The organism is Salinarimonas chemoclinalis (assembly GCF_041514305.1).
In the GTDB taxonomy this organism is placed as follows: Bacteria; Pseudomonadota; Alphaproteobacteria; order Rhizobiales; family Beijerinckiaceae; genus Salinarimonas; species Salinarimonas chemoclinalis.
Genome location: NZ_JBGMWH010000001.1, coordinates 328,699 through 351,771, shown reverse-complemented (window position 1 = coordinate 351,771; position 23,073 = coordinate 328,699). Strand labels below are relative to the sequence as shown.

Sequence of the window (23,073 nt, the reverse complement as noted above, 5' to 3'; positions counted from 1 at the left end):
TTTGCGTCTCGACACCGATCGGAACCGAGACGAGGCGCCATCATGGCCACGAACGAGCCGTTCCCTCACGACGAGCCCGCGACGGGGCGGCGAGCCACCGCCGCGGACGCGACCGAGAAGCCGCCGACGCCCGACATGGTGCCCCACGCCTCCTCCGAGCGGATGACCGGGGATCACGCGCCCGTCGACGACGCCCGCACCAACGCCGCGATGCTGAAGGCCGACGTCGATTCCGGCCGCACCGGCGACAAGAACGCCGTGTTCGACCCCGGCATGTCCATGCTCGGAACGGACGACGAGGCCGGCGGCAGCCCGGCCTCGCCCGGGCGCCTGCGCCTCGCCCGCGAGGAGCAGGCCCGCAACGCACCCGAGGTCGACGCCCCGGCGCAGACGGACATCGCCCGCACCGGCGGCGGCCGGGTCGTGGCCGGGTTCGTGGCTCTGATCGTCCTCGTGGGGGTGGTGGCGGTGGTGGCGCTGCTGGTGTCGTGAGGTGTCGGTCGACCAGCGTTGCGGAGCTTGACTGAACCGTCGGGTATCATACTATAATTCTCGCATAGCAGGCGTAAGGTCGGATCAATGGCGGATATCGTCGGGACGGGAATGCTGACGCTGCTCGTCGCTCTGCTCGCAGGCAACGTGGTGCTCATCGTCGCGCGTGCCCTCCATCGTGGCGATGTGGTGCGGCGAATCGTGCGCGCCGCATCGCCGCTCGTCTGCGCCTTGAGATTGAGAGATGCCGGGGACCGGCGCTCAGCGACGTGCCGCACCCGGGCGCGCACCTCTCCGCGTTTGCGACCGGCAGCCGAACTCACGGTTCCAATGGACGAAGTGATTTGAATCATCGGCCTAGGAGGTGTAGCTGACTTCCCAGCGATTGCGATTGGAGGTCTGCCGTGAGGTACGCAGTTTGGAACAACAAGGGTGGGGTCGGCAAATCGTTCGTGACCTTCATCACGGCTTGCGAGTATGCCAGGCAGCATCCGGAACGAAAAGTGGTCATCGTCGATATGTGCCCTCAGGCCAACGTGAGCGAAGTTGTGCTCGGAGGAAATGGAAAGGGGGCGACTGAACTTGAGGCTCTTCTCGGCAAAACTCCGAGGCAGACGGTCGGCGGATATTTCGACGAGAGGATTTCAAGCCCCCACAAAATTACAGGAAATGAGACAAATTTCCTTCTCAAGGCTGCGAGCTTTAACGATAACCTTGACGACAATATCTTCCTGGTTGCTGGAGATCCTTCATTGGAGATCCAGGCGGAGGCGATAAACCAGATCGCAGGGCAGACACTGCCTAGCTCGTCTTGGGCGAATGTTCATCAGTGGCTGAAGGATCTTCTCCTTGCTATCGGGCGTGCGCATCCCAACGCTGTGTTTTTCATCGACTGTAATCCCAGTTTCTCTGCATACACAGAGCTCGCGATCATCGCAGCCGAGCGCCTTATTGTGCCGTGCTCTGCCGATGGTTCTTCAGCTCGGGCGATATCGAACATTGGGCAACTGATCTATGGAATTAATGTGCCCCAGGCGTATGCCACGGTTAGTTTCTCCCAACGCGCGAAAAACAATGGACTTGCTGTTCCGACCGTCCATGTAATTCCGCTAAATCGTAGTACGCAGTATGAGCAAAAGCCGTCAAAGGCTTTTTCTGCTATGTACGACGAGATCATTCGCCGTGCCAAAGATCTTATGGCGCAGAATAGCACAATTTTCTCCGCCCAGGCCGACACTCTATTTCTTGATATCCCTGATGCGCACAGTGTAAGCGTTGTAACCTCGCATCTCGGCTTGCCGTTGCATAAGATAAAGCTCGGAAAATACAACATTCACGAGAAAGATACCCAAGTTCCCAAAGATTCTCTCGCTCGGTATAAGACAGCTTTTGCGTCGTTGGTTGGACGTCTATAGAGCCTGCAAGGCCGGTGCGTCCCTTCGGACACGCCGGCCGTCGTTTCACGCGATCCATTCTCCTGCGAGCGAGCGGCCAATCAGCCGATCGGCAGGCGGAAGGCGATGAAGCGGGAGGCGCCGTCGCGCTCGACGCGCACGAGCACCGCCGCACGGCCGGTCTCGCCCGCCCGGGCGAGGGCCTCCTCGACCTCCTGCGGGTTCGCCACCGGCTCCCCGCCGACCTCGGCGATGACGTCGCCCTCGGCGATGCCCTTGTCGAAGGCCGGCCCGTCCGGATCGACCTCGACCACGGCGACGCCGGACATGTCGCCCTCGACCGGTGCGAGCTGGAGGCCGAGCTCGTCGAACGTCCGTGCCTGCGGCTCGCGGCCGGCGGTGACGATCGCCTCTGCCGGCATCCGGCCGATCGTGACCTCGAGCGTCCGCCGCTCGCCGTCGCGGAAGATCACCACCTCGATCGTCTCGCCCGGGTCCATGAAGGCGATCGTGCGCGACAGGTCGCGAGCGTCCTCGATGGCGCCGCCTTCCACCTCCAGCACGATGTCGCCGATCTCGAAGCCGGCCTCGGCCGCCGGGCCGTCGGGCGTCACCTGGCCGACGATGGCGCCCTGCGCCGCGTCGAGGCCGACGCCGGCGGCGATGTCCGCGTTCACCGGCTGGATCTGCACGCCGAGGAAGCCGCGCTCGACCTCGCCCGTCTCGCGCAGCTGCGCGACGATGCGCTGGACGGTCTCGGAGGGGATCGCGAAGGCGATGCCCACGTTGCCGCCCGTCGGCGAGGAGATCGCCGTGTTGACGCCGATCACCTGTCCGGACTGGTCGAAGGCCGGGCCGCCCGAGTTGCCCTGGTTCACCGGCGCGTCGATCTGCAGAAAGTCGTCGTAGGGACCCGCGCCGATGTCGCGCCCGCGCGCCGAGACGATGCCCGCGGTGACCGTGCCGCCGAGCCCGAACGGGTTGCCGATCGCCACCACCCAGTCGCCGACGCGCGGCGCGTCGGGCGCGAACTCGACGAAGGCGAACGGATCGTCGCGCTGCTCGACCTTGAGGAGGGCGAGGTCGGTCTTCGGGTCGAGGCCGACGATCTCCGCGTCGAGCGTCGTCCCGTCGTCCATCAGGACCTCGACGGTCTCGGCGCCCTCGACGACGTGGTTGTTCGTCACCAGGTAGCCGTCGCCCGAAATGAAGAAGCCGGAGCCCTGCGCCCCGCGGCGCGGGGCGGGCCCGCGCGGGGCGAGGCCCTCGCCGCCGCCGCGGAAGCGCTCGAAGAACTCGTGGAGCGGATGATCCTCCGGGATGTCCATGCCGGGCGGCAGGCCGGGCACGCCGCGGCCGGTGGTCATCGCCGGCTTCTCGCCGAGGCGGGTGCGTACGGACACGACCGCGGGGCGTACCCGCTCGACGACGTCGGCGAAGGAGGGGACGCGCGCGTCCGGCGTCTCGAGGGTCAGCGCGCCGGAGGGGCTCTCGGCCTGCGTCTGCGCCATGGCGGGGAGCGTCGCCTGGAACGGGCCGGCGCCGAGCCCGGCGGCGCCCAGCGCGCCGATGCCGACCGCGGCGAGGAGCCCGGCGCGCGTCGAGGCGAGCCGGCGGTGACCGATGCGCTCGGGGGAGTTCGTGGTCATGGAACCTCTGTCTCTGCGCTGTGAAGCGATGCGACGAGGGCGCGAGCCCCCGCCTTGGCCTCGACGCGAACGTCGGGCGTCGCCGGAGGTTCTAGACGCGCGGCGATGTCGCGCCCCTTTCCCGAACATTAAGTCTCTGTAACGCAAAGCGGAAACGGCCGAGCTCGTGCTCCCGTCTCCCGCGCCGCGGCTCTCCCGCGGGGGGGCCCTCAGTGCGCGCCCTGGTCCGTCCGGCGCGTGCCGTGCGATCGCGACAGCGCCGGCGCCGCGCCGCCGTGATCGAGCGCGCCCGAGGGCGGCGCCTTCGGGCCGTCATGGGGATGCATGCCCTCGTCGGCGGTGCGGTGCTCGGGGATGTCCGCGTGCGGATCGTTCCGGCGCTTCGTCTCGAGCGCCTTCTTCGCGGCCTTCTGCTGCTCGGTCTCGTGCTCTGCCATGATGCGTGTTCCTCAGCGCTTGCGGGCCGGCTCGCCCGTGATCGTCCGCTCGACTTCGGCGAGGTCGGAGACGTGCTCCCGGCCCATGCGGGTGTCGGCGTGGCCGTGGCCGTGCTGGAGCGGGTCGTTGTCGGAACCCGCACCGCCCTTCTCCGCGTCGCCGCCGCGATCGGGCGCGTAGTCTTCCGGCGGGCGGCCGTGGTGCTCTCCGAACGTCTCCGGCGTCGTCGAGGGCTCGCGCGTCAGCGGGCTCTGCTTGGGCGCGTTGCCCATCTCCTGGTTCCGGTTGAGCGCGGCGCGGGCCTTCTCTTCCTGCGAACGGGGGTCGTGCATGGGATCCTCCCGGGATCGTGTCGGTCCTCCCACCAACGCGGCCCGAATGCCCCACGTTCCGTGGGCGGCCCCGCTTGTCCCAGCCTGCCGCGCCCCCTATGGTCCGCCGCGTTCCACGCAAGGACGAGACACACGTGCGCCACATCTCCACCCGCGGCGAGGCCCCGGCCATCGGCTTCACCGACGCGCTGCTCACCGGCCTCGCGCGCGACGGCGGGCTCTACGTGCCGGAGGCCTACCCGCTGCTGCCGCGCGAGACGATCGCGGGCTTCTCGGGCCTGACCTTCGCGCAGACCGCCCAGCGTGTGCTCGGCGCGCTCGTCGAGGGCGAGATCGAGACGGCGGCGCTCGACGCCATGATCGAGGACGCCTACGCCGCCTTCCGCCACCCCGCGACCTGCCCGCTCGTCCAGATCGGCGACAACCTCTTCGTGCTGGAGCTCTTCCACGGGCCGACGCTCGCCTTCAAGGACGTGGCGATGCAGCTGCTCGGGCGGCTGATGGACCACGTGCTGAAGGCGCGGGGCCAGCGCGCCACCATCGTCGGCGCGACGTCCGGCGACACCGGCTCCGCCGCCGTCGACGCCTTCTCCGGTCTCGACCAGGTCGACGTCTTCATCCTCTTCCCGCAGGGGCGCGTCTCCGAGGTCCAGCGCCGGCAGATGACGACGGTCGCGTCGCCCAACGTCCACGCGGTGGCGTTGGAGGGCACGTTCGACGATTGCCAGGCCATCGTGAAGGGCATGTTCAACCACGCCCGCTTCCGCGACGACCTCCTGCTCTCGGGGGTGAACTCCATCAACTGGGCCCGTGTCGCGGCGCAGGCGACCTACTACTTCACCTCCGCCGTCGCGCTCGGCGGCCCGCATCGGCCGATCTCCTACGCCGTTCCCACCGGCAATTTCGGCGACATCCTCGCCGGCGACATCGCCCGGCGCATGGGCCTGCCGATCGGGGAGCTGGTGATCGCGTCCAACGCCAACGACATCCTGCCGCGCACCCTGGAGACGGGCGCCTACACCGTCACCGGCGTGACGCCGACGACCTCGCCCTCGATGGACATCCAGGTCTCGTCGAACTTCGAGCGGCTGCTCTTCGAGCTCCACGACCGCGACGCCGCGGCGATCCGCGGGCTGATGGGGCAGCTCGCCCAGGCGCGCGCGTTCGGCATCGCCGAGGAGCCGCTCGCGCGGCTTCGCCGGACCTTCTCGGCGCGCGCCGTGCCGGAGGAGGAGGTCTCCGCGGAGATCGCCCGCACCCGGCGCGAGGCCGGCTACCTGCTCGATCCGCACACGGCGATCGGCGTCGCCGCCGGGCGCGCGGCGCTCGCCCGCGATCCCGGGGTGCCGATGGTCGCGCTCGCGACCGCGCATCCCGCGAAGTTCCCGGACGCCGTGGAGGCCGCCTGCGGCGTGCGCCCGCCGCTGCCGCCGCACCTCGCCGACCTCTACGACCGCCCCGAGCGCTTCGAGGTGCAGCCCAACGACCAGGGCGCGATCGAGCGCTTCATCCGCGCCCGCTCGCGGATCCCGGGAGCACGGGACCCGGGAGCACGGGCATGACCGTTCCCTCGCAGGAGCATCGCGAGACGCGGCTCGCGAACGGGCTCGTGGTCGTCACCGAGGCGATGCCCCACGTCGCCACCGTCGCGCTCGGCGTCTGGATCGGCGCCGGCGCCCGCGACGAGGCCGAGGACGAGCACGGGCTCTCGCACCTGCTCGAACACATGGCCTTCAAGGGCACGGCGCGGCGCTCGGCGCAGGCGATCGCCGAGGACATCGAGAACGTCGGCGGCGACATCAACGCCGCCACCTCCGTCGAGTACACCTGCTACACGGCCCGCGTGCTCGGCGAGGACGTCGGGCTCGCGCTCGACGTGCTCGGCGACATCCTCACCGCCTCGAGCTTCGACCCGGTGGAGCTCGAGCGCGAGCGCGGCGTGATCCTCCAGGAGATCGCCGCCGTCGAGGACGCGCCCGACGACCTCGTCGGCGACCTCTTCGTCGAGACCGCGTTCCCCGGCCAGCCGCTCGGGCGCCCGATCCTCGGCCGGCCGGAGACGGTCTCCGCCTTCCGGCCGGACGGCATCCGCGCCTTCGTCGAGCGGCTCTATCGCCCCGGCCGCATGGTGATCGCCGCCGCCGGCGCGGTCGAGCACGAGGCCGTGGTCGACGCCGCGCACCGCTTCTTCGGCGCGATGCCGGAGGGCGCCGGGCCGGAAGCGCCGGCGGCCACCTATCGCGGCGGCGAGACGCGGATGAAGCGCAGGCACGAGCAGGTCAACCTGATGCTCGGGCTGCCCGGCCGCTCCTTCCGGGCGCGGGACTACTACGCCACGCAGCTCTTCGCCCAGGTGCTCGGCGGCTCGATATCCTCGCGGCTGTGGCAGGAGGTGCGCGAGAAGCGCGGCCTCGCCTACTCGGTCGACGCCTTCCACTGGCCCTTCTCCGACACCGGCCTGTTCGGCATCGCCGCCGGCGTCGCAGAGGAGGACGCCGCCGCCTTCGCCGAGGTCGCCGTCGAGACCCTGCGCGACACCGCGGCGACGCTGACCGAGGCCGAACTCGCCCGCGCCAAGGCGCAGGTGAAGGTGGGGCTCCTCGCCGCGCTGGAGACGCCCGGCGGGCGAATCGAGCGCCTCGCCCGCCAGATGCTCGCGTGGGGCCGCATCGTGCCGATGCACGAGCTCGTCGAGCGGGTCGAGGCCGTCGACGTCGCCGCCGCCCGCGCCGCCGGCGCGGCGCTGCTCGAGGGCGCGCCGACCCTCGCCGCGATCGGCCCGCTGAAGACGTTGCCGCGGCTCGACGCGATCGCAGCGCGGCTTCGGGGCTGAGGGCGCGCCGCTCGATTGCGGTCCCAGGTCTCGACCGGCTGCCGCGGGACGTCCTCTCACGTCGCGCCGGACCCCGCCTCGCGTTCCCCCACCTCCGCCCCGCTCCCACCCGGGAGAGGGGTTGCGGGCGTCGCCGCGAAGCTCGGCCATTTCCTTGCATCCGCTCGCGAAAGCGACCGTGGGACTCCGCGGCGTGAGACTTCGTTAACCGTATCGCGCTCTCATCGGGGCACGGCCCGCGGGTGCTTCGTCCCGCGCCGCTTCCGTTGACGACCATACGAGCCCATGGTATCCCAAATCATCCCGGTCACGGTGCTTCGCCAGCCGCACGGATGCCGCTCTCGCGGCCCCGCGCGTATGCGCGCGTCGTCGTCGACGGGGTCCGGTGGCGTATCTGCCGGCGGGTTCGGTTCGAGGAGCGTCAGGGCGGCCGATGAACCGCTTCGTATCCAACTTCACCAATCGGCTGGATGCGAAGGGGCGCGTCTCCATCCCGGCGACGTTCCGTTCCGTGCTGGCGCGCGACGGGTTCGAGGGGCTCTACGTCCATCCGGCGCTGGACGCGCCGGCCCTGGATGCGGGGGGCAATCGCCTGCTGGAGGAGATCGACGCGTTCCTGTCGAGCCTCACGCCCTATTCGGACGAGCGCGATCAGCTCTCCACGGCGCTGTTCGGGACGAGCGAGATCCTCAAGGTCGACACGGAGGGACGGGTCATCCTGACGGAGAGCGTGAAGGCCCATGCGGGGATCGCGGACAGCGTGAGCTTCGTGGGCCTGGGCCACAAGTTCCAGATCTGGGAGCCCGAGCGCTTTCGCGCGCATCTGGAGGAGGCGCGCGCGAAGGTACGGGACCTCAAGCGGTCGATCGGGGCGGGCACGCCGACGGCGTCGCGCGGGGCTGCGGCCCCGTCGGGGGACGGCACTCCGGGAGCACGAGTGCGATGACGGGCCGCGGCGACGGCCTGGCCGGAGCCGCTGGCGGACCGGCCCGTCACGCACCCGTGCTCCTCGAGGAGGTCGTCGCGGCGCTCGCGCCGGCCGCGGGCGGCACGATCCTCGACGGCACGTTCGGCGCGGGCGGCTACGCGCGCGCGCTGCTCCAGGCGGACGCGCGCACCCGCGTCGTCGCCCTCGACCGCGACCCGACGGCGATCGCCGGCGGCGCCCCGCTCGTCGCGGCCCACGCGCCGCGCCTCACCCTCGTCGAGACCAGGTTCGGCGCGCTCGAGACGATCGCGCGCGAGACGGCTCCCGACGGTCTCTCGGGCGTCGTCCTCGACATCGGCGTCTCCTCGATGCAGCTCGACCAGGCCGAGCGCGGCTTCTCCTTCCGCTTCGAGGGCCCCCTCGACATGCGCATGGAGAAGGCCGGCCCGAGCGCGGCGGACATCGTCAACGAAGCGGACGAGACGACGCTCGCCGACATCTTCTACCACTACGGCGAGGAGCGCCGCTCCCGGGCGATCGCGCGGGGCATCGTCGAGGCGCGCCGCAAGACGCGCTTCGAGACGACGACGCAGCTCGCCGACCTCGTCTCGCGGTTCGTGCGCGCCGAGCCGCACGGCCCGCACCCGGCGACGCGGGTGTTCCAGGGCCTGCGCATCGCCGTCAACGACGAGCTGGGCGAACTCGTCCGTGCGCTGCACGGCGCCGAGCGGGCGCTGGCGCCGGGCGGGCGGCTCGTGGTCGTCACCTTCCATTCGCTGGAAGACCGCATCGTCAAGCAGTTCCTCGCCGCCCGCTCCGGCCGCGCGCCCGGCGGCTCGCGGCACCTGCCGGCCGGGGACGCGCCGCAGCCGAGCTTCCGCCTCGCGACCAAGGGTCCGGTCGTCCCCGGGGAGGCCGAGCTCGCGGTGAACCCCCGCGCCCGCTCGGCCAAGCTGCGCGCCGGCGAGCGGCTCGACACGCCGGCGCAGGCGCCGCTCTCGGCGCTCGAGACGCTCGCCACCCTCCCCGCCCCCGCCCGCCCGCGAGCCCGCCGATGATCAAGATCCTGCACGTCGCGGCGATCGCGGGACTGATCGGCTCGGCCGTCTGGGCCTATTCCATCAAGTACGAGACGATCCGCCAGACCGAGGAGCTCACCCGCCTCGAGCGCGCCATCGCGCGCGAGCGCGAGATGATCGCGGTGCTGCGCGCGGAATGGGCCTTCCTCAACCGGCCGGACCGGGTCGAGACGCTTGCGGACGCGCACCTGCCCGAGATCGTGCCCTTCACGGTCGAGCACCTCGCACGCTTCGAGGACCTGCCCGAGCGCCCCCCGGCCGCCGACGCGATCGGCGCGAAGCTCGAGGCGCTCGGCCTCGCGGCGCCGACGGCGACGCCCGGCACGACGGGCTCGATCCCCGTGCGCACCCAGACCACGCCCACCACCCGCACGCCCGCGAGGTAGCCCGTGCCGATGCGCAGCAAGACGCCGCGAGAGACCCGCGACGCGGAACCGGCACGGACCCCGGATGCGCCCGAAGCCCGGCGCCGGGGCTTTCTCGGCGGGCTGTTCCGGCTGCGCGCCGACAAGAGCCGCGCGCGCATCGCGCTCGGCATGGTCTGCTTCGCCGGCCTGTTCGGCGTGATCGCGGGCCGGCTCGTCCTGCTCGGCATCGAGCCGGACGCGGAGACCGGCCCGCGCCGTGCGGCGTCGAGCGAGATCGGCACCGTGCGCCCGGACATCCTCGACCGCAACGGCGAGATCCTGGCGACCGACATCACCATGGTCTCGGTCTTCGCCGAGCCACGCAACGTCATCGATCCCGACGAGGCGACCGAGCTTCTCACGGCCGTCTTCCCCGATCTCGACGCCACGCGCCTGCGCAACGACCTGTCGACCAACCGCGGCTTCATCTGGGTGAAGCGCGAGATCACGCCGCGCCAGCAGGCGGAGGTGCACGCCCTGGGAATCCCCGGCGTGGGCTTCCTGCCCGAGATGAAGCGCGTCTATCCCAACGGCGTCGCCGCGGCCCACGTGCTGGGCTTCGCGGACATCGACAACGTCGGCATCGCCGGCATCGAGCAGTGGATCGACCGCCAGGGCCTGGTGCTGCCGGGGGACGAGATCGCGCCGGGGGAGACCCCGCAGCTTCCCCCCGTGCGGCTCTCCATCGACCTGCGGGTGCAGCACGCGGTCCGTGCCGAGCTCGTCGCGGCGATGGAGAAATTCTCCGCCATCGCCGCCGCGGGCCTCGTCGTCGACGTGCGCACCGGGGAGGTGATCAGCCTCGTCTCGCTGCCCGACTTCGACCCGAACGTGCCCGTCGATGCCCAGCAGCCCGACCGGATCAACCGGATCAACGTCGGCGTCTACGAGATGGGGTCGGTGATGAAGGCGGTGACCACCGCGCAGGCGCTCGAGTCGGGCCGCTTCACCATCAACTCCGTCATCGACGCGCGCGGCTCGCTGCGCTTCGGGCGCCAGACGATCAGCGACTACCGTGGCGAGAACCGCCCGCTGACCGTGCCGGAGGTGTTCGTCCATTCGTCCAACGTCGGCACGGCGCGCATGGCGCTCGCGCTCGGGCCGCAGCACCAGCAGGACTTCCTGCGCGAACTCGGCCTGCTCGGGCGCCTGCGCACCGAGCTCGCCGAGAGCGCCGCCCCGCTCGTGCCCGCCCGCTGGGGCGAGATCAACACGGCGACGATCTCCTTCGGGCACGGCATCGCCGTGCAGCCGCTCGCCGCGACCATGGCGACCGCCGCGATGGTCAACGGCGGCTACCTCGTCCCGCCGACCTTCCTCCGGCGCTCGGAGGAGGACGCGCAGGCGCTCGCGGACCAGGTGATCTCCCGCGAGACCAGCGAGGCGCTGCGCTACGTCATGCGCGTCAACGCCGAGCGGGGCTCGGCGCGGTCCGCGTCGATCGCGGGCTTCTACGTGGGCGGCAAGACCGGCACGGCCGAGAAGGTGGTGGACGGACGCTACGCCCGCGACAAGCGGCTCAACACGTTCTTCGCGGTCGCGCCGGCGGACGATCCACGCTATCTCTTCCTCACCATCCTCGACGAGCCGAAGGCGCTGCCGGAGACGCACGGCTTCGCGACGTCGGGTTGGAACGCCGCCCCGACCACCGGCAGGATCATCGAGCGCGTCGCGCCCATGCTGGACATCCCGCCCCGCTTCGAGCCGCCCGTGGCGCCCTTCCCGGCGATGGCGCGCGCGGGCGCCTGGGGGACGACGCAGTGAGCGGGGCGCGGCTCGGCGACCTCCTCGACGAGACCCCGCCGGAGCTGGCGAACGTCGCCGTCTCCGACGTCGCCGTCGACAGCCGGGTGGTGACGCCGGGCGCGCTCTTCGTGGCCGTGCCGGGCACGAAAGTGGACGGTCTGCGCTTCGTCACCGCCGCCGCCGCCGACGGCGCGACGGCGATCGCCGGCGAGGCCGATCGCCCCGCGGATCTGCCGGACGGGATCGCCTGGGTGCGCGTCGCCGACGCCCGCGCGGCGCTCGCGCGGGCCGCGGCTCGGATGCATCCGGGCCGGCCCGGCACCATCGTCGCAGTCACCGGCACCGCCGGAAAGAGTTCGGTCGCCGACTTCGTGCGCCAGATCGAGGCCGCCCGCGGGAACGCCGCCGCGAGCCTCGGCACGCTGGGCATCGTCACCGCCTCCGGCGCACGCTACGGCGGGCTCACCACGCCCGACCCGGTCGCCCTGCACCGGACGCTCGAGCGGCTCGCGGGGGACGGGATCACCCACCTCGCCATGGAGGCGTCCTCACACGGCCTCGACCAGAAGCGCCTCGACGGCGTGCGGCTCGCGGCCGCCGCCTTCACCAATCTCGGGCGCGACCACCTCGACTACCATCCGACGATGGACGCCTACTTCGAGGCGAAGATGCGCCTGTTCCGGGTGCTGCTTGCCTCGGATCGGCCGGCGGTGATCAACGCCGACGGCGACTGGTCCGACCGCGCCGAGGCGGTGGCCCGCGAGACCGGGCGGCGCGTCCTCACCACCGGCATGAAGGGCGCGGACCTGCGGCTCCTGTCGGCGACGCGCGCCGGCTTTTCACAGCGGCTGCGGATCGCGCACGCCGGCGGGGAGACCGAGGTCGACCTGCCGCTCATCGGCGATTTCCAGGTCGAGAACGCCCTCGTCGCCGCCGGGCTCGCCGTCGCGGCGGGCGCCGAGCCGCAGGCGGCGCTAGCGGCGCTCGGTCGCCTTCGCGGCGTGCCGGGGCGGTTGGAGCCCGTGGGCGAGACGAACGGCGCGCTGTGCCTCGTCGACTACGCCCACAAGCCGGACGCCCTGCGCCACGTGCTGGCCACGCTGCGGCCGTTCGCCACGGGCAGGCTCGTCGTCGTCGTGGGCTGCGGCGGCGACCGCGATCCCGGCAAGCGCCCGATCATGGGTCGCGTGGCCGTCGAGGGCGCGGACGTGGCGATCGTCACCGACGACAACCCGCGCAGCGAGGATCCGGCGGCGATTCGCGCCGCCGTGATGGCGGCGGCGCCGGGCGCGCGCGAGATCGGCGATCGCGCCGAGGCGATCCGCGCGGGTGTGGCGATGCTCGGCCCCGGCGACGTGCTCGTCGTCGCCGGCAAGGGTCATGAAACCGGCCAAATCGTGGGCGACCGGGTACTGCCGTTCTCCGACCACGCCGAGGTCCGGGCGGCGATCGAGGCGAGGACGCGATGACGACGGACGACGCGCCGACCCATACCGCCCCTCCCCTCTGGACCGGCGCCGCCGCGCGCGATGCCATCGGCGCCACCGTCCACGGGACGCTCCCGGCGCGCATCGAAGGTGTCTCGATCGACACCCGCACGCTGGAGCCCGGCGACCTCTTCGTCGCCATCGTCGGCGAGAGCAACGACGGGCACGCCTACGTCGCCGACGCCTTCGCCAAGGGGGCGGCGGCCGCGCTCGTGGCGCACGACCGCGCCGCAGCGCTCTCCGGCACGGGGCCGCTGCTGGCCGTTCCCGACACTCTGCGCGGGCTGGAGGACCTCGGCCGCGCGGCGCGGGCGCGCACGACCGCGCGGATCGTCGCGATCACCGGCTCGGTCGGCAAGACCGGCTCGAAGGAGGCGCTGCGCGTCGCGCTCGCCCGTTCCGGCCGCACGCACGCCGCCCAGGCCTCCTACAACAATCACTGGGGCGTGCCGCTCACCCTCGCGAGGATGCCGGCGGACACGGAGTTCGGCGTCTTCGAGATCGGCATGAACCACGCGGGCGAGATCGCCCCCCTGTCGCGCATGGTGCGCCCCCACGTCGCCATCGTCACCACCGTCGAGGCGGTGCACATCGAGAACTTCCGCGACGTGCGGGGGGTCGCGGACGCCAAGGGCGAGATCTTCCTCGGCCTGGAGCCCGGTGGCGTCGCGATCGTCAACCGTGACAACCCGCATTGCGACCGGCTGATCGCGCTCGCCTCCGCGAGCGCCGCCGGGCGCGTCCTCACCTTCGGCGAGGACGAGCGGGCGGACGTGCGCGCGGTGACCATCGTCACCCGCCCGGACCTCTCGATCGTCGACGCGAGCGTGCTCGGCCAGCGTTGCGCCTACCGGATCGGCATGGCCGGCCGGCACATCGCGCTCAACACGCTCGCGCTCGTCGCGGCGGCGAAGGCGCTCGGGCTCGACGTCGCGCTCACCGCGCTCGCGCTCGCCGACGTCGCCCCGCCCGCCGGGCGCGGCGCGCGTCGCGAGCTCGCGCTGGTCGGCGGCACGGTGACTCTCGTCGACGAGAGCTACAACGCCAATCCCGCCTCCGTGCGCGCGGCGCTGGAGACGCTCGGCCAGATGGAGCTGCCCTGGCGCGGGCGGCGCATCGCCGTGCTCGGCGACATGCTCGAGCTCGGCCCCGACGGGCCGCGCCGGCACCGCGAGCTCGCCCCCGTCGCGCTCGGGGCGGGCATCGATCTCGTCTTCACCGTCGGCGCGCTGATGAAGGAGCTCCATGCGGCGCTGCCGCCCGAGCGCCGCGGCGGCTGGGCGGCGACCTCCGAGGGGCTCGTCGCCACGGTGGTCGGCGCGCTCAGGCCCGGCGACATCGTGATGATCAAGGGATCGCGCGGCGTGCGCACGGAAAGGATCGTCAAGGCGATCGAGGAGCGCTATAGCGAGGCCGCCGCGCCGCGCGCGGCCGCCGAGGCCGCGCCCGTCGGGCGCCGAGGATAACCCGCGCCCATGCTCGTCTGGCTCTCCGCATTCTCCGACACGTTCGGCCTGCTCAACGTCCTGCGCTACATCACCTTCCGCACGGGGATGGCGACGGCGACGGGCTTCCTCTTCGTGTTCTGGTTCGGCCCCTCGATCATCGCCGCGCTGCGCGTACGCCAGGGCAAGGGCCAGCCGATCCGCGAGGACGGGCCGCAGTCGCACCTGCTGACGAAGCGCGGCACGCCGACCATGGGCGGGCTGATGATCCTCGCCGGCCTCATCGTCTCGACGCTCTTGTGGGCCGACCTCGAGAACGCCTACGTCTGGATCGTGCTGATGGTGACGGTCGGCTTCGGCGCGATCGGCTTCTACGACGACTACCTCAAGGTGACGAAGCAGTCCCACAAGGGCTTCTCCGGCCGCTCGCGGCTGGCGATCGAGGGGTTGATCGCGGGCACCGCGATCGTGGCGATCGCCTACACGGCCACGCCCGCGCTGGCGAACCACCTGGCGCTCCCGTTCCTCAAGGACGTGCTCCTGAACCTCGGCTGGTTCTACGTGATCTTCGGCGCGATCGTCATCGTGGGCGCCGGCAACGCCGTGAACCTGACGGACGGGCTCGACGGGCTCGCCATCGTGCCGGTGATGATCGCCACCGCGAGCTTCGGCTTCATCGCCTACCTCGTCGGCAACGCCATCTTCGCCAACTACCTGCAGATCCACTTCGTGCCCGGCACCGGCGAACTCGCGGTGATCTGTGGCGCGCTGATCGGGGCCGGGCTCGGCTTCCTGTGGTTCAACGCGCCGCCGGCACAGGTCTTCATGGGCGACACGGGCTCCCTCGCCCTGGGCGGCATGCTCGGCACGATCGCCGTGGCGACGAAGCACGAGATCGTGCTCGCCATCGTCGGCGGCCTGTTCGTGCTGGAGGCGGCATCGGTCATCATCCAGGTGGTGTCCTTCAAGCTCACCGGCCGGCGCGTCTTCAAGATGGCGCCGATCCACCATCACTTCGAGCAGCTCGGCTGGACGGAGCCGCAGGTCGTGATCCGATTCTGGATCATCGCCGTCGTGCTCGCCATGGTCGGGCTCGCGACGCTCAAGCTGCGCTGAGGAGAGCCGCGCGATGATGCCCGTGACGACCTTCGCCGGGCGGTCGGTCGCCCTGTTCGGGCTCGGCGGCTCGGGGCTCGCGACGGCGCGGGCCCTCGTCGCCGGCGGCGCGACGGTCGCGGCCTGGGACGACGCCGAGGGCAAGCGCGCGGAGGCGTCGGCCGCCGGCATCGCCGTCGTCGACCTCGCGCAGGCGGACTGGGAAGGCTACGCCGCGCTCGTGCTCTCGCCCGGCGTCCCCCTCACCCACCCCGCCCCGCACTGGACCGTCGAGAGGGCGAAGGCCGCGGGCATCGAGATCATCGGCGACATCGAGCTGTTCTGCCGCGAACGCCGGGCGAGCGCGCCGCACGCGCCCTTCGTCGCCGTCACCGGCACGAACGGCAAGTCGACGACCACCGCGCTCCTCGCCCACGTCCTGCGCGAGGCGGGGTTCGAGGTCGCCATGGGCGGCAACATCGGCACGCCGATCCTGGCGCTGCCGCCACCCTCCGAGGAGCGGGTGCACGTGGTCGAGGTGTCGAGCTTCCAGATCGACCTCGCGCCGACCCTCGACCCGACGATCGGCTGCCTGATCAACATCACGCCCGACCATCTCGACCGCCACGGCACGCTCGAGGCCTACGCCGCCATCAAGGAGCGGCTCGTGGCCGGTGCACGCACGGCGCTGGTGGGCGTCGACGACGATCTCACCAACGCCATTGGCAAGCGCCTGTCCGAGCGGGAGGGGTCCGACGTCTATCCCGTCTCGGCCGAGGGCGAGCGGCCCTGGGGCTTCTTCGCGCTGGGAAGCGAGATCCGCGCCCGCAACGCCGGCGAGGCGCTCGCGGACACGCTCGTTCTGGCCGATCTCACGGGTGTCGAATCCCTGCGCGGGCGTCACAACGCCCAGAACGCCGCCTTCGCCTGCGCCGCCGCCTGGCTCTGCGGCGCGCCACCGGAGGCGATCGCCGCGGCCGTGCGCTCCTTCCCGGGCCTCGCCCACCGCATGGAGCAGGCGGGCGCGCGCGGGCGCGTGCGCTTCGTCAACGATTCGAAGGCGACGAACGCGGACTCGACCGAGGTGGCGCTCGCCGCGTACGACCGCGTGTTCTGGATCGCGGGGGGCAAGCCGAAGGCCGGCGGCATCGACTTGCTCGCGCCCCATTGGGCGAAGATCGCCAAGGCCTACCTGATCGGTGCGGCGACCGATGCGTTCGCCGCCGCCCTCGAGGGGCGGGTGGACTACGAGCGCTGCGGCACGCTCGACGTCGCCGTCGCGCGGGCCGCCGCCGACGCGGCGGCGACGGGGGAGGACGAGGTCGTCCTGTTCTCCCCGGCCTGCGCGTCCTTCGACCAGTTCCGGAATTTCGAGGAGCGGGGCGAGCGGTTCAAGGCGCTGGTGGTGGGGCTGGGTTGAGGGCCGATCGAGCCGCCTCTCACCCCCGCCGCACGAGCACCCGCGCCCCCACCGGCACGCGCTCGTAGAGGTCGACGATGTCCTCGTTGAGCATGCGCACGCAGCCCGAGGAGACGGCCTCGCCTATCGACCAGGGCTCGTTGGTCCCGTGGATGCGGAAGAGCGTGTCGCGGTCGCCCTGGTAGAGGTAGAGCGCGCGGGCACCGAGCGGGTTCTCGAGGCCGCCCTCCATCCAGGACGGGAGGTTGGGGATGATCCGGCGCATGTTGTCCGTGGGGCTCCAGGCCGGCCAGACGCCCTTGCGGCCGACGCGTGCGGCGCCGCTCCAGGAGAAGCCGTTGCGGCCGACCCCGATGCCGTAGCGCATCGCCCTGCCGCCCTCCTCCACGAGGTAGAGGAAGCGGCCGCCGATATCGACCACGATCGTGCCCGGCGCCTCGCCGCCCGTGTAGGACACGCGCTGGCGCATCAGCTCGGGCTTCATGAGGGCGCGGTTGACGAGCGGGATGTCGAAGGGCTCGTCGTCCTTGTAGCCCGTGTACCAGGCGGCCGTCCCGTCGAGCGCCACGGCCTGCGCCAGGACGGCGGGGGAGACCCAGTCTCCGCGCGTCGGCCCGTCCGCGGTCGTGGCGGTGTTGCACGCCGCGAGGGCGCCGATCATGAGGACGAGGAGGAGACGCGCGAGCATGGAGGACGACCCGGAAAGCGATGGCACGCGCCCGCGTGAGTCGCGAGCATCCGCATGGTTAAGGAACGTCCTTAAGGATCGCTTACCGCACCGCAAGCGCCGCCGTGGCGGCGGACCGTTTTCCTGCCACTCTGTGGCCTTATTGCCGCATGTAGAGGAGGCGCGCGCGGATGGTGCCGTCGAGGGCGCGGAGCGCGGCGAGCATCTCCCGGCCGTCGGCGGGAACGCCGTCCACCTCCACCACGACGTAGCCGATCTCGCCGTCCGTCTGCAGGTACTGGCCGGCGATGTTGACGCCGCGATCGGCGAAGACGCCGATGAGCCGCGAGAGGATGCCCGGCACGTTCTGGTGAACGTGGATGAAGCGCGTGCCCCGGGCGCGCCCGGGCAGCTGGGCCTGGGGGAAGTTGACCGCGCCGACCGTCGCGCCGACGTCGGAATACTCGACGAGCTTGCGCGCCACCTCGACGCCGATGCGCTCCTGCGCCTCCACCGTCGAGCCGCCGACATGCGGGGTGAGGATGACGTTGTCGATCCCCTGGAGCGGGCTCTCGAAGGGCTCGTTGTTCGAGCCCGGCTCCTTGGGGAAGACGTCGACCGCCGCGCCGCGCAGGTGCCCGTCCCGGAGCGCGGCGGCGAGCGCGTCGAGGTCCACCACCGTGCCGCGGGAATTGTTGACGAGGTAGGCGCCGGGCTTCATCGCGCGAATCTCACGCGCGCCGATCATGCCCTCGGTCTCGGGCGTCTCCGGCACGTGCAGCGTGACGACGTCCGCCTTCGCGAGCAGCTCCTGGAGCGTGTCGACCGGCTCGGTGTTGCCGTGGCGCAGCTTCTCGGTGCGGTCGTAGTACATCACCCGCATGCCGAAGCTCTCCGCCAGCGTGGAGAGCTGCGAGCCGATGTTGCCGTAGCCGACGATGCCGAGGCACTTGCCGCGCACCTCGTGGCTGTCCGTGGCGGACTTGTCCCACCCGCCCTCGTGCGCCGCGTTGGAGCGCGGCACCACCCGGCGCATGAGCATCACGATCTCGGCCAGCGTCAGCTCCGCCACCGAGCGGGTGTTGGAGAACGGTGCGTTGAACACCGGTACGCCGCGCAGGCGCGCGGCGTCGAGGTCGACCTGGTTCGTGCCCACCGAGAAGCAGCCCACCGCGACGAGCCGGTCCGCCGCCGCGAAGACCTCCTCGGTCAGCCTGGTGCGCGAGCGGATGCCGAGGATGTGCACGCCCTTGACCGCCTCCTTCAGCGCCTCCCCGTCGAGCGCCGTCTTCAGGCGCGTGATCGAGACGTAGCCCGCCGCCTCGAGCAGCGCGACGGCGCTGTCGTTGACGTTCTCGAGCAACAGGATGCGGATCTTGTCCTTGGACAGGGAGAGGGGAGCGGTCATGGGGCAATCTCTGGTGCGTGTCGGCGCCGGCGCGGCACGGCTTCCATGTCGCAGCCGCGGGCGCGGGAATCAAGGTGGGATCGGCGCATGGCGGGCCGGCGCGGGGCGCCGGGCGGAGCGGGGCGCGCCGCTCAAACCCAGCGCCAATGCCCGTCCTGCACCACCAGCACGCGACCCTGCCAGATGTCGTAGTGCGGTGCGCGCTCGGGCGGGGCGCCGGCGATCAGCGTGAGGAGCGCGCGGGCGACGCCGCCGTGGGCGACCATCACCGTGTCGCGGGCGATGCCCTGGGCGACGGGGGCGAGGCGCGCGGCCAGCATCGCGTAGCTCTCGCCGCCGGGCGGGACGTAGCCCCACTTGTCCGCCTCGCGGGCGGTGGCGCCCGCTGGATCGTGGTCGCGCAGTTCGGGCCAAGTGAGGCCTTCCCAGGCGCCGAAGGATATCTCGACGAGCCGCGGGTCGAGCCGGTATTCCTCGCGCGGCAGGCCGAGCGTGCCGCGCAGGATCTCCATCGTGTCGCGCGTGCGGCGCATGGGGGAGGCGACGAAGTCGAGCCGGCCCGGATCGCCACGCACCAGCCCGCGCAGGATCCGCCCGGCCGCCTCGGCCTGGACGCGCCCGCGCGGGTTCAGCTCGGTGTCCTGCCCGCCCTGGAGGCGGCCCTGCGCGTTCCAGTCCGTCTCGCCGTGGCGGACGTAGTAGAGGACGGGTCCCGCCACGGCGCGTGCCTCCCCTCGTCTCGGTCGACCTGCCGGCGTCCGGCGCGGCTCAGTCCTTGTCGAGTGCGATGTCCGGCGCGTCGGGGTTCTTCATCCCGACGATGTGGTAGCCGGAATCGACGTGGATCGTCTCGCCGGTGATACCGCGCGACATGTCCGACAGGAGGAAGGCCGCCGTCTCGCCGACCTCCTCGATGGTGGTGTTGCGGCGGAGCGGAGAGTTGTAGGCGTTCCACTTCAAGATGTAACGGAAGTCGCCGATGGCGGAGCCCGCCAGCGTCTTGATCGGCCCGGCCGAGAGCGCGTTGACGCGGATGTTCTGCGGCCCGAGATCGGCCGCCATGTAGCGCACGGACGCCTCGAGCGCGGCCTTGGCGACACCCATGACGTTGTAGTGCGGCATCCACTTCTCGGCGCCGTAGTAGGTCAGCGTGAGCAGCGCCCCGCCGTTGGGCATCAGCTTCTCGGCGCGCTGGGCGATGGCCGTGAAGGAATAGCAGGAGATCGCCAGCGAGCGCGTGAAGTTCGCCTCGCTCGTGTCGACGTAGCGGCCGGTCAGCTCGTCCTTGTCCGAGAAGGCGATGGCGTGGACGACGAAGTCGATCGTGCCGAGCGCCCTGCCGGTCTCCTCGAACACGGCGTCGATCGTCGCCGCGTCGGTGACGTCGCAATGCCCGACGAGCGCGGCGTCGAGCTCCGCCGCGAGGGGCGCCACCCGCTTCTTGAGCGCGTCGCCCTGATACGTGAAGGCGAGCTTCGCACCCTGCTGATGCGCGGCCTTGGCGATGCCCCACGCGATGGAGCGGTTGTTCGCCACGCCCATGATCAATCCGCGCTTCCCGGCGAGAATGCCGGCGGTGGTCTCGTCCGCCATGAAACACCCGACTAGTTTGAGCCCCCCGGGCCGTCTGCGCGGCTTCTTTAGCCGACCGGGCGGCCACAGGAAAGCGCCAATCGTGGTTTACGCGCGAACGTTGCGGCAACCCGGATGGTCGTCCACGGGGGAGGTGCGCGCCTGCGTCGGCCTCACCGGGCGGCGAGCAGGTCGCGCAGCGTCGTGATCGTCGAGGAGTCCGCCACCCCGTCGACGCGCTCGGGGCGGAAGTGGCGCTGGAAGGCGCTCACCACCTGTTCGGTCGTCTCGCCGAAGACGCCGTCGATCGGCACGCCCCAGCCGTAGAGGGCGAGCATGGCCTGGAGCGCCTCGATCGGCGGGCCCTCCTCCCCGCGCTGGAAGAAGCGACCGTCGCGGATCGGCGTCGGGGCGACCCAGTGTCCGACGCCCTCCGCCGCCAGCCGAGCCCAGGGGAAGGTCTCGCCCGGGTCGCGCTTGCGCGCGGGGGCGACGTCCGAATGGGCGAGCACCCTCTCGCGACGGATGCCCCAGCGGGCGACGAGATCGCGGCACAGCGCGATCACCGCGGCCATCTGCGCCTCCGGATAAGGCGCGAGCCGGCCCGCCGCGTCGTGGCCCGGATGCGCGATCTCGATGCCGAGCGAGGCGGAGTTGAGATCGGTCTCGCCGGCCCAGCTCGAGACCCCCGCGTGCCACGCCCGCCGCCCCTCCGGCACGAGCTGGAGCGTGCGGCCGTCCTCGAAGACGAAGTAGTGGCAGGACACCTCGGAGACCGGGTTGCACAGCCATTGCAGCGCCTGACCGGCATCGGGCATGCCGGTGTAGTGCAGGATCAGCATGTCCGGCCGCCGCCCGTCCTTGCGCTCGCCGTGGTTGGGCGACGGGAAGACCTTGTGGGCGTGCGGGGATTCGGGGGCGGGATGGGTCATGTGCGTCGTTCCGGCATCGGTATTCACCCGATCCCCCGCTCCCGCGCGATCCGATCCCACGCCGCGTTCACCGCAGCCAGGCGCCGCGTGGCGATGGCGATGGCTTCGGGGGGCAGGCCGCGGGCGACGGCGCGATCGGGGTGGATCTCGGCGACGAGGCGTCGCCACTGCGCCTTGAGCGCCGCGTCGTCCATCTCGCGGGTCGCGCCGAGCACGGCGTAGGGGTCGTCCTCGAGGGCGAGATGCCGGGCGGCTACGCGCTCGAAGCGCGCGGCGTCGAAGCCGAAGATGCGGGCGACATCGCCGAGGAAGGCGAACTCGCGCTCGTGCACCGCGCCGTCGGCGGCGGCGATCAGGAAGAGGCCGTCGAGCACGTCCTCGAGCAGCGCCGGCTCGTCGGCGAGGAGTTCGCGCATCTGGAGCGCGTAGGAGTCGTAGCCGTCGGCGGTGCGGCTCGCCAGGTCGAACAGCGCCTCGACGCGGGCGCGATCCGCCTCGTCGACCTCGACGATCCGGCGGAAAGCCTCGCGCTCGGAGCGCATCACCACGCCGTCGGCCTTCGCCATCTTGGCGGCGAGCGCGACGAGGCCCGTCGTGAAGACGACGTCCTTGGGTGTGGGGCCGAAGAGCGCGCCCTCGCGATCGACGAGCACGTGGCCGAGCACGGCCCCGATCAGCGCGCCGATCGGCCCGCCGATCAGGAAGCCGATCCCCAACCCGCCGAGCTTCCCCCACACGCTCATCGCCACCGGCCTTCCCGAATCGCCGCCGACGCTAGCGCAAAAGAGGAAGGCCCGGGAGGGTATCCCGGGCCTTCGACGTCGGACGGACGAGGCGACCGCCCTCAGGACGGGTAGCAGTAACCGTCGCTGGCGAGATAGTAGCCGCGCGGGCAGCCCGACGGGGCGGGCGCGGTGCCCGCGCCGATGATCGCGCCGGCGCCGGCACCGAGCGCGCCGCCGATGAGGGCGCCTCCGCCGCGATTGCCCGGTCCGGCGACCGCGCTGCCGACGGCCGCACCGCCCGCGCCGCCGATCAGGGCACCGCCGACCGCGCGCTCGCCCGGGGTCGTGCAGGCGCCGACGGAGAAGGCGAGCGCGCCGGCGGCGAATATCGTAGCGAAGCGTTTCATGAGTGGGTCTCCTCCCTCGGAGCCCGGGACGCCCGGGCGGACGGAATTCGAAACCAGAACGCGGGGACGGCACGTCCGTTCCCGCGCACTTCGCGGATCGTGCACGACGGTGCGTCCGATCGCGGCGACGCTTGACGCGGGTGGGGCGGCGCGCCCACATGGAGCCCGCGTCAGTCGGCCGGGCGGCCGCTCCGCGCCTCGCGCGGGGAGGAAAGTCCGGGCTCCACGGAGAAACGGTGCCGGATAACGTCCGGCGGGGGCGACCCCAGGGACAGTGCCACAGAAAGCAGACCGCCGCGGCGGGCTCCGGCCCTCACCGCGGTCAGGGTGAAAGGGTGCGGTAAGAGCGCACCGCGGGACCGGCAACGGCGCCCGGCACGGCAAACCCCACCGGGAGCAAGACCGAATAGGGGCGACACGGGGCGCAGCCGCGTCCCAGGGCCGTCTCCGGCCTCGTCGCCCGGGTTGGTTGCAGGAGGTGGCCGGCGACGGCCATCCCAGATGAATGGCCGCCCATCGCGGGGAGACCCGCGTGGACAGAACCCGGCTTACAGGCCGGCTGACGCGACTTCGCCGAATGCAACGCCCTCGCCGATCGCGGTCGTCGTGTCGCAGGT

At 71.7% G+C, this 23,073-nt stretch carries 23 protein-coding genes and 1 other RNA gene; 14 read left to right on the top strand and 10 right to left on the bottom strand.

Annotation, left to right across the window (positions count from 1 at the left end; all coding sequences use genetic code 11):
• The first annotated feature begins 42 nt into the window (after window positions 1-42).
• The 3 genes from AB9M23_RS01680 (at window position 43) to AB9M23_RS01670 (ending at window position 1,907) form a co-directional block, all read left to right on the top strand.
• The gene (locus AB9M23_RS01680; protein WP_372421967.1) at window positions 43-492 is read left to right on the top strand and encodes a hypothetical protein; all 450 of its coding nucleotides are present in this window, start codon (window positions 43-45) and stop codon (window positions 490-492) included.
• Between the two features lie 87 nt (window positions 493-579).
• Window positions 580-840 carry a hypothetical protein gene (locus AB9M23_RS01675; RefSeq protein WP_372421965.1) on the top strand — a complete coding sequence of 87 codons (261 nt, stop codon included), beginning with the start codon at window positions 580-582 and terminating at the stop codon, window positions 838-840.
• 56 nt (window positions 841-896) lie between these two features.
• Window positions 897-1,907, top strand: a complete 1,011-nt coding sequence (locus tag AB9M23_RS01670; RefSeq protein WP_372421963.1) for a ParA family protein — start codon at window positions 897-899, stop codon at window positions 1,905-1,907.
• Window positions 1,908-1,987: 80 nt separating this feature from the next.
• Here AB9M23_RS01670 and AB9M23_RS01665 read toward each other — a convergent pair whose 3' ends face one another.
• The 3 genes from AB9M23_RS01665 to AB9M23_RS01655 form a co-directional block, all read right to left on the bottom strand.
• A complete protein-coding gene (locus tag AB9M23_RS01665) occupies window positions 1,988-3,535 on the bottom strand; it encodes a Do family serine endopeptidase (RefSeq protein ID WP_372421961.1) in 1,548 nt (515 codons plus the stop codon).
• Window positions 3,536-3,744: 209 nt separating this feature from the next.
• Window positions 3,745-3,972, bottom strand: coding sequence for a hypothetical protein (locus AB9M23_RS01660; RefSeq protein WP_372421960.1), 228 nt, complete (start codon window positions 3,970-3,972; stop codon window positions 3,745-3,747).
• Window positions 3,973-3,984: 12 nt separating this feature from the next.
• Window positions 3,985-4,305: a hypothetical protein gene (locus AB9M23_RS01655; protein ID WP_372421958.1), complete on the bottom strand. Its 321-nt coding sequence runs from the start codon at window positions 4,303-4,305 to the stop codon at window positions 3,985-3,987.
• Between the two features lie 134 nt (window positions 4,306-4,439).
• Here AB9M23_RS01655 and thrC point away from each other — a divergent pair, with 134 nt between their 5' ends.
• The 10 genes from thrC (at window position 4,440) to murD (ending at window position 16,745) form a co-directional block, all read left to right on the top strand.
• Window positions 4,440-5,867 (top strand): threonine synthase, encoded by a 1,428-nt coding sequence (gene thrC, locus AB9M23_RS01650; protein WP_372421956.1) that lies wholly within the window; start codon window positions 4,440-4,442, stop codon window positions 5,865-5,867.
• A complete protein-coding gene (locus AB9M23_RS01645) occupies window positions 5,864-7,138 on the top strand; it encodes a M16 family metallopeptidase (protein WP_372421954.1) in 1,275 nt (424 codons plus the stop codon). The genes thrC and AB9M23_RS01645 overlap by 4 nt, the downstream gene beginning before the upstream one ends.
• Before the next feature lie 433 nt (window positions 7,139-7,571).
• Window positions 7,572-8,084, top strand: a complete 513-nt coding sequence (gene mraZ, locus AB9M23_RS01640) for a division/cell wall cluster transcriptional repressor MraZ (protein ID WP_372421952.1) — start codon at window positions 7,572-7,574, stop codon at window positions 8,082-8,084.
• Entirely contained in the window at window positions 8,081-9,124 is a 1,044-nt protein-coding gene (gene rsmH / locus AB9M23_RS01635) for a 16S rRNA (cytosine(1402)-N(4))-methyltransferase RsmH (protein WP_372421950.1), read from the top strand. The genes mraZ and rsmH overlap by 4 nt, the downstream gene beginning before the upstream one ends.
• Window positions 9,121-9,531 carry a cell division protein FtsL gene (ftsL, locus tag AB9M23_RS01630; protein ID WP_372421948.1) on the top strand — a complete coding sequence of 137 codons (411 nt, stop codon included), beginning with the start codon at window positions 9,121-9,123 and terminating at the stop codon, window positions 9,529-9,531. The genes rsmH and ftsL overlap by 4 nt, the downstream gene beginning before the upstream one ends.
• A gap of 9 nt (window positions 9,532-9,540) precedes the next feature.
• Window positions 9,541-11,316: a peptidoglycan D,D-transpeptidase FtsI family protein gene (locus tag AB9M23_RS01625; protein ID WP_372422605.1), complete on the top strand. Its 1,776-nt coding sequence runs from the start codon at window positions 9,541-9,543 to the stop codon at window positions 11,314-11,316.
• Window positions 11,313-12,767 (top strand): UDP-N-acetylmuramoyl-L-alanyl-D-glutamate--2,6-diaminopimelate ligase, encoded by a 1,455-nt coding sequence (locus tag AB9M23_RS01620; protein WP_372421946.1) that lies wholly within the window; start codon window positions 11,313-11,315, stop codon window positions 12,765-12,767. The genes AB9M23_RS01625 and AB9M23_RS01620 overlap by 4 nt, the downstream gene beginning before the upstream one ends.
• Window positions 12,764-14,251 carry a UDP-N-acetylmuramoylalanyl-D-glutamyl-2,6-diaminopimelate--D-alanyl-D-alanine ligase gene (locus AB9M23_RS01615; protein WP_372421944.1) on the top strand — a complete coding sequence of 496 codons (1,488 nt, stop codon included), beginning with the start codon at window positions 12,764-12,766 and terminating at the stop codon, window positions 14,249-14,251. The genes AB9M23_RS01620 and AB9M23_RS01615 overlap by 4 nt, the downstream gene beginning before the upstream one ends.
• Window positions 14,252-14,260: 9 nt before the next feature.
• On the top strand, window positions 14,261-15,346 hold the full coding sequence (mraY, locus tag AB9M23_RS01610) for a phospho-N-acetylmuramoyl-pentapeptide-transferase (RefSeq protein WP_372421943.1): 1,086 nt from the start codon (window positions 14,261-14,263) through the stop codon (window positions 15,344-15,346).
• 13 nt (window positions 15,347-15,359) lie between these two features.
• Entirely contained in the window at window positions 15,360-16,745 is a 1,386-nt protein-coding gene (gene murD, locus AB9M23_RS01605) for a UDP-N-acetylmuramoyl-L-alanine--D-glutamate ligase (RefSeq protein WP_372421942.1), read from the top strand.
• A 19-nt stretch (window positions 16,746-16,764) separates the two neighbouring features.
• On the opposite strand, the gene AB9M23_RS01600 is transcribed toward murD, so the two are convergent.
• The 7 genes from AB9M23_RS01600 to AB9M23_RS01570 form a co-directional block, all read right to left on the bottom strand.
• Window positions 16,765-17,433, bottom strand: a complete 669-nt coding sequence (locus AB9M23_RS01600; protein WP_372421940.1) for a L,D-transpeptidase — start codon at window positions 17,431-17,433, stop codon at window positions 16,765-16,767.
• 139 nt (window positions 17,434-17,572) lie between these two features.
• Window positions 17,573-18,820, bottom strand: a complete 1,248-nt coding sequence (gene serA, locus AB9M23_RS01595; RefSeq protein WP_372421938.1) for a phosphoglycerate dehydrogenase — start codon at window positions 18,818-18,820, stop codon at window positions 17,573-17,575.
• A 131-nt stretch (window positions 18,821-18,951) separates the two neighbouring features.
• Window positions 18,952-19,539: a histidine phosphatase family protein gene (locus AB9M23_RS01590; RefSeq protein WP_372421936.1), complete on the bottom strand. Its 588-nt coding sequence runs from the start codon at window positions 19,537-19,539 to the stop codon at window positions 18,952-18,954.
• Between the two features lie 49 nt (window positions 19,540-19,588).
• Window positions 19,589-20,413 (bottom strand): enoyl-ACP reductase FabI, encoded by an 825-nt coding sequence (fabI, locus tag AB9M23_RS01585; RefSeq protein ID WP_372421934.1) that lies wholly within the window; start codon window positions 20,411-20,413, stop codon window positions 19,589-19,591.
• 152 nt (window positions 20,414-20,565) lie between these two features.
• Window positions 20,566-21,324, bottom strand: coding sequence for an N-acetylmuramoyl-L-alanine amidase (locus AB9M23_RS01580; protein ID WP_372421932.1), 759 nt, complete (start codon window positions 21,322-21,324; stop codon window positions 20,566-20,568).
• Window positions 21,325-21,347: 23 nt separating this feature from the next.
• Window positions 21,348-22,073, bottom strand: coding sequence for a TerB family tellurite resistance protein (locus AB9M23_RS01575; protein ID WP_372421930.1), 726 nt, complete (start codon window positions 22,071-22,073; stop codon window positions 21,348-21,350).
• Between the two features lie 95 nt (window positions 22,074-22,168).
• Window positions 22,169-22,456: a YMGG-like glycine zipper-containing protein gene (locus AB9M23_RS01570; protein WP_372421928.1), complete on the bottom strand. Its 288-nt coding sequence runs from the start codon at window positions 22,454-22,456 to the stop codon at window positions 22,169-22,171.
• A 170-nt stretch (window positions 22,457-22,626) separates the two neighbouring features.
• Between AB9M23_RS01570 and rnpB the strand changes: the two genes are divergently transcribed.
• An RNA gene (gene rnpB / locus AB9M23_RS01565) (RNase P RNA component class A) lies at window positions 22,627-23,023 on the top strand.
• The last annotated feature ends 50 nt before the right edge of the window (window positions 23,024-23,073 follow it).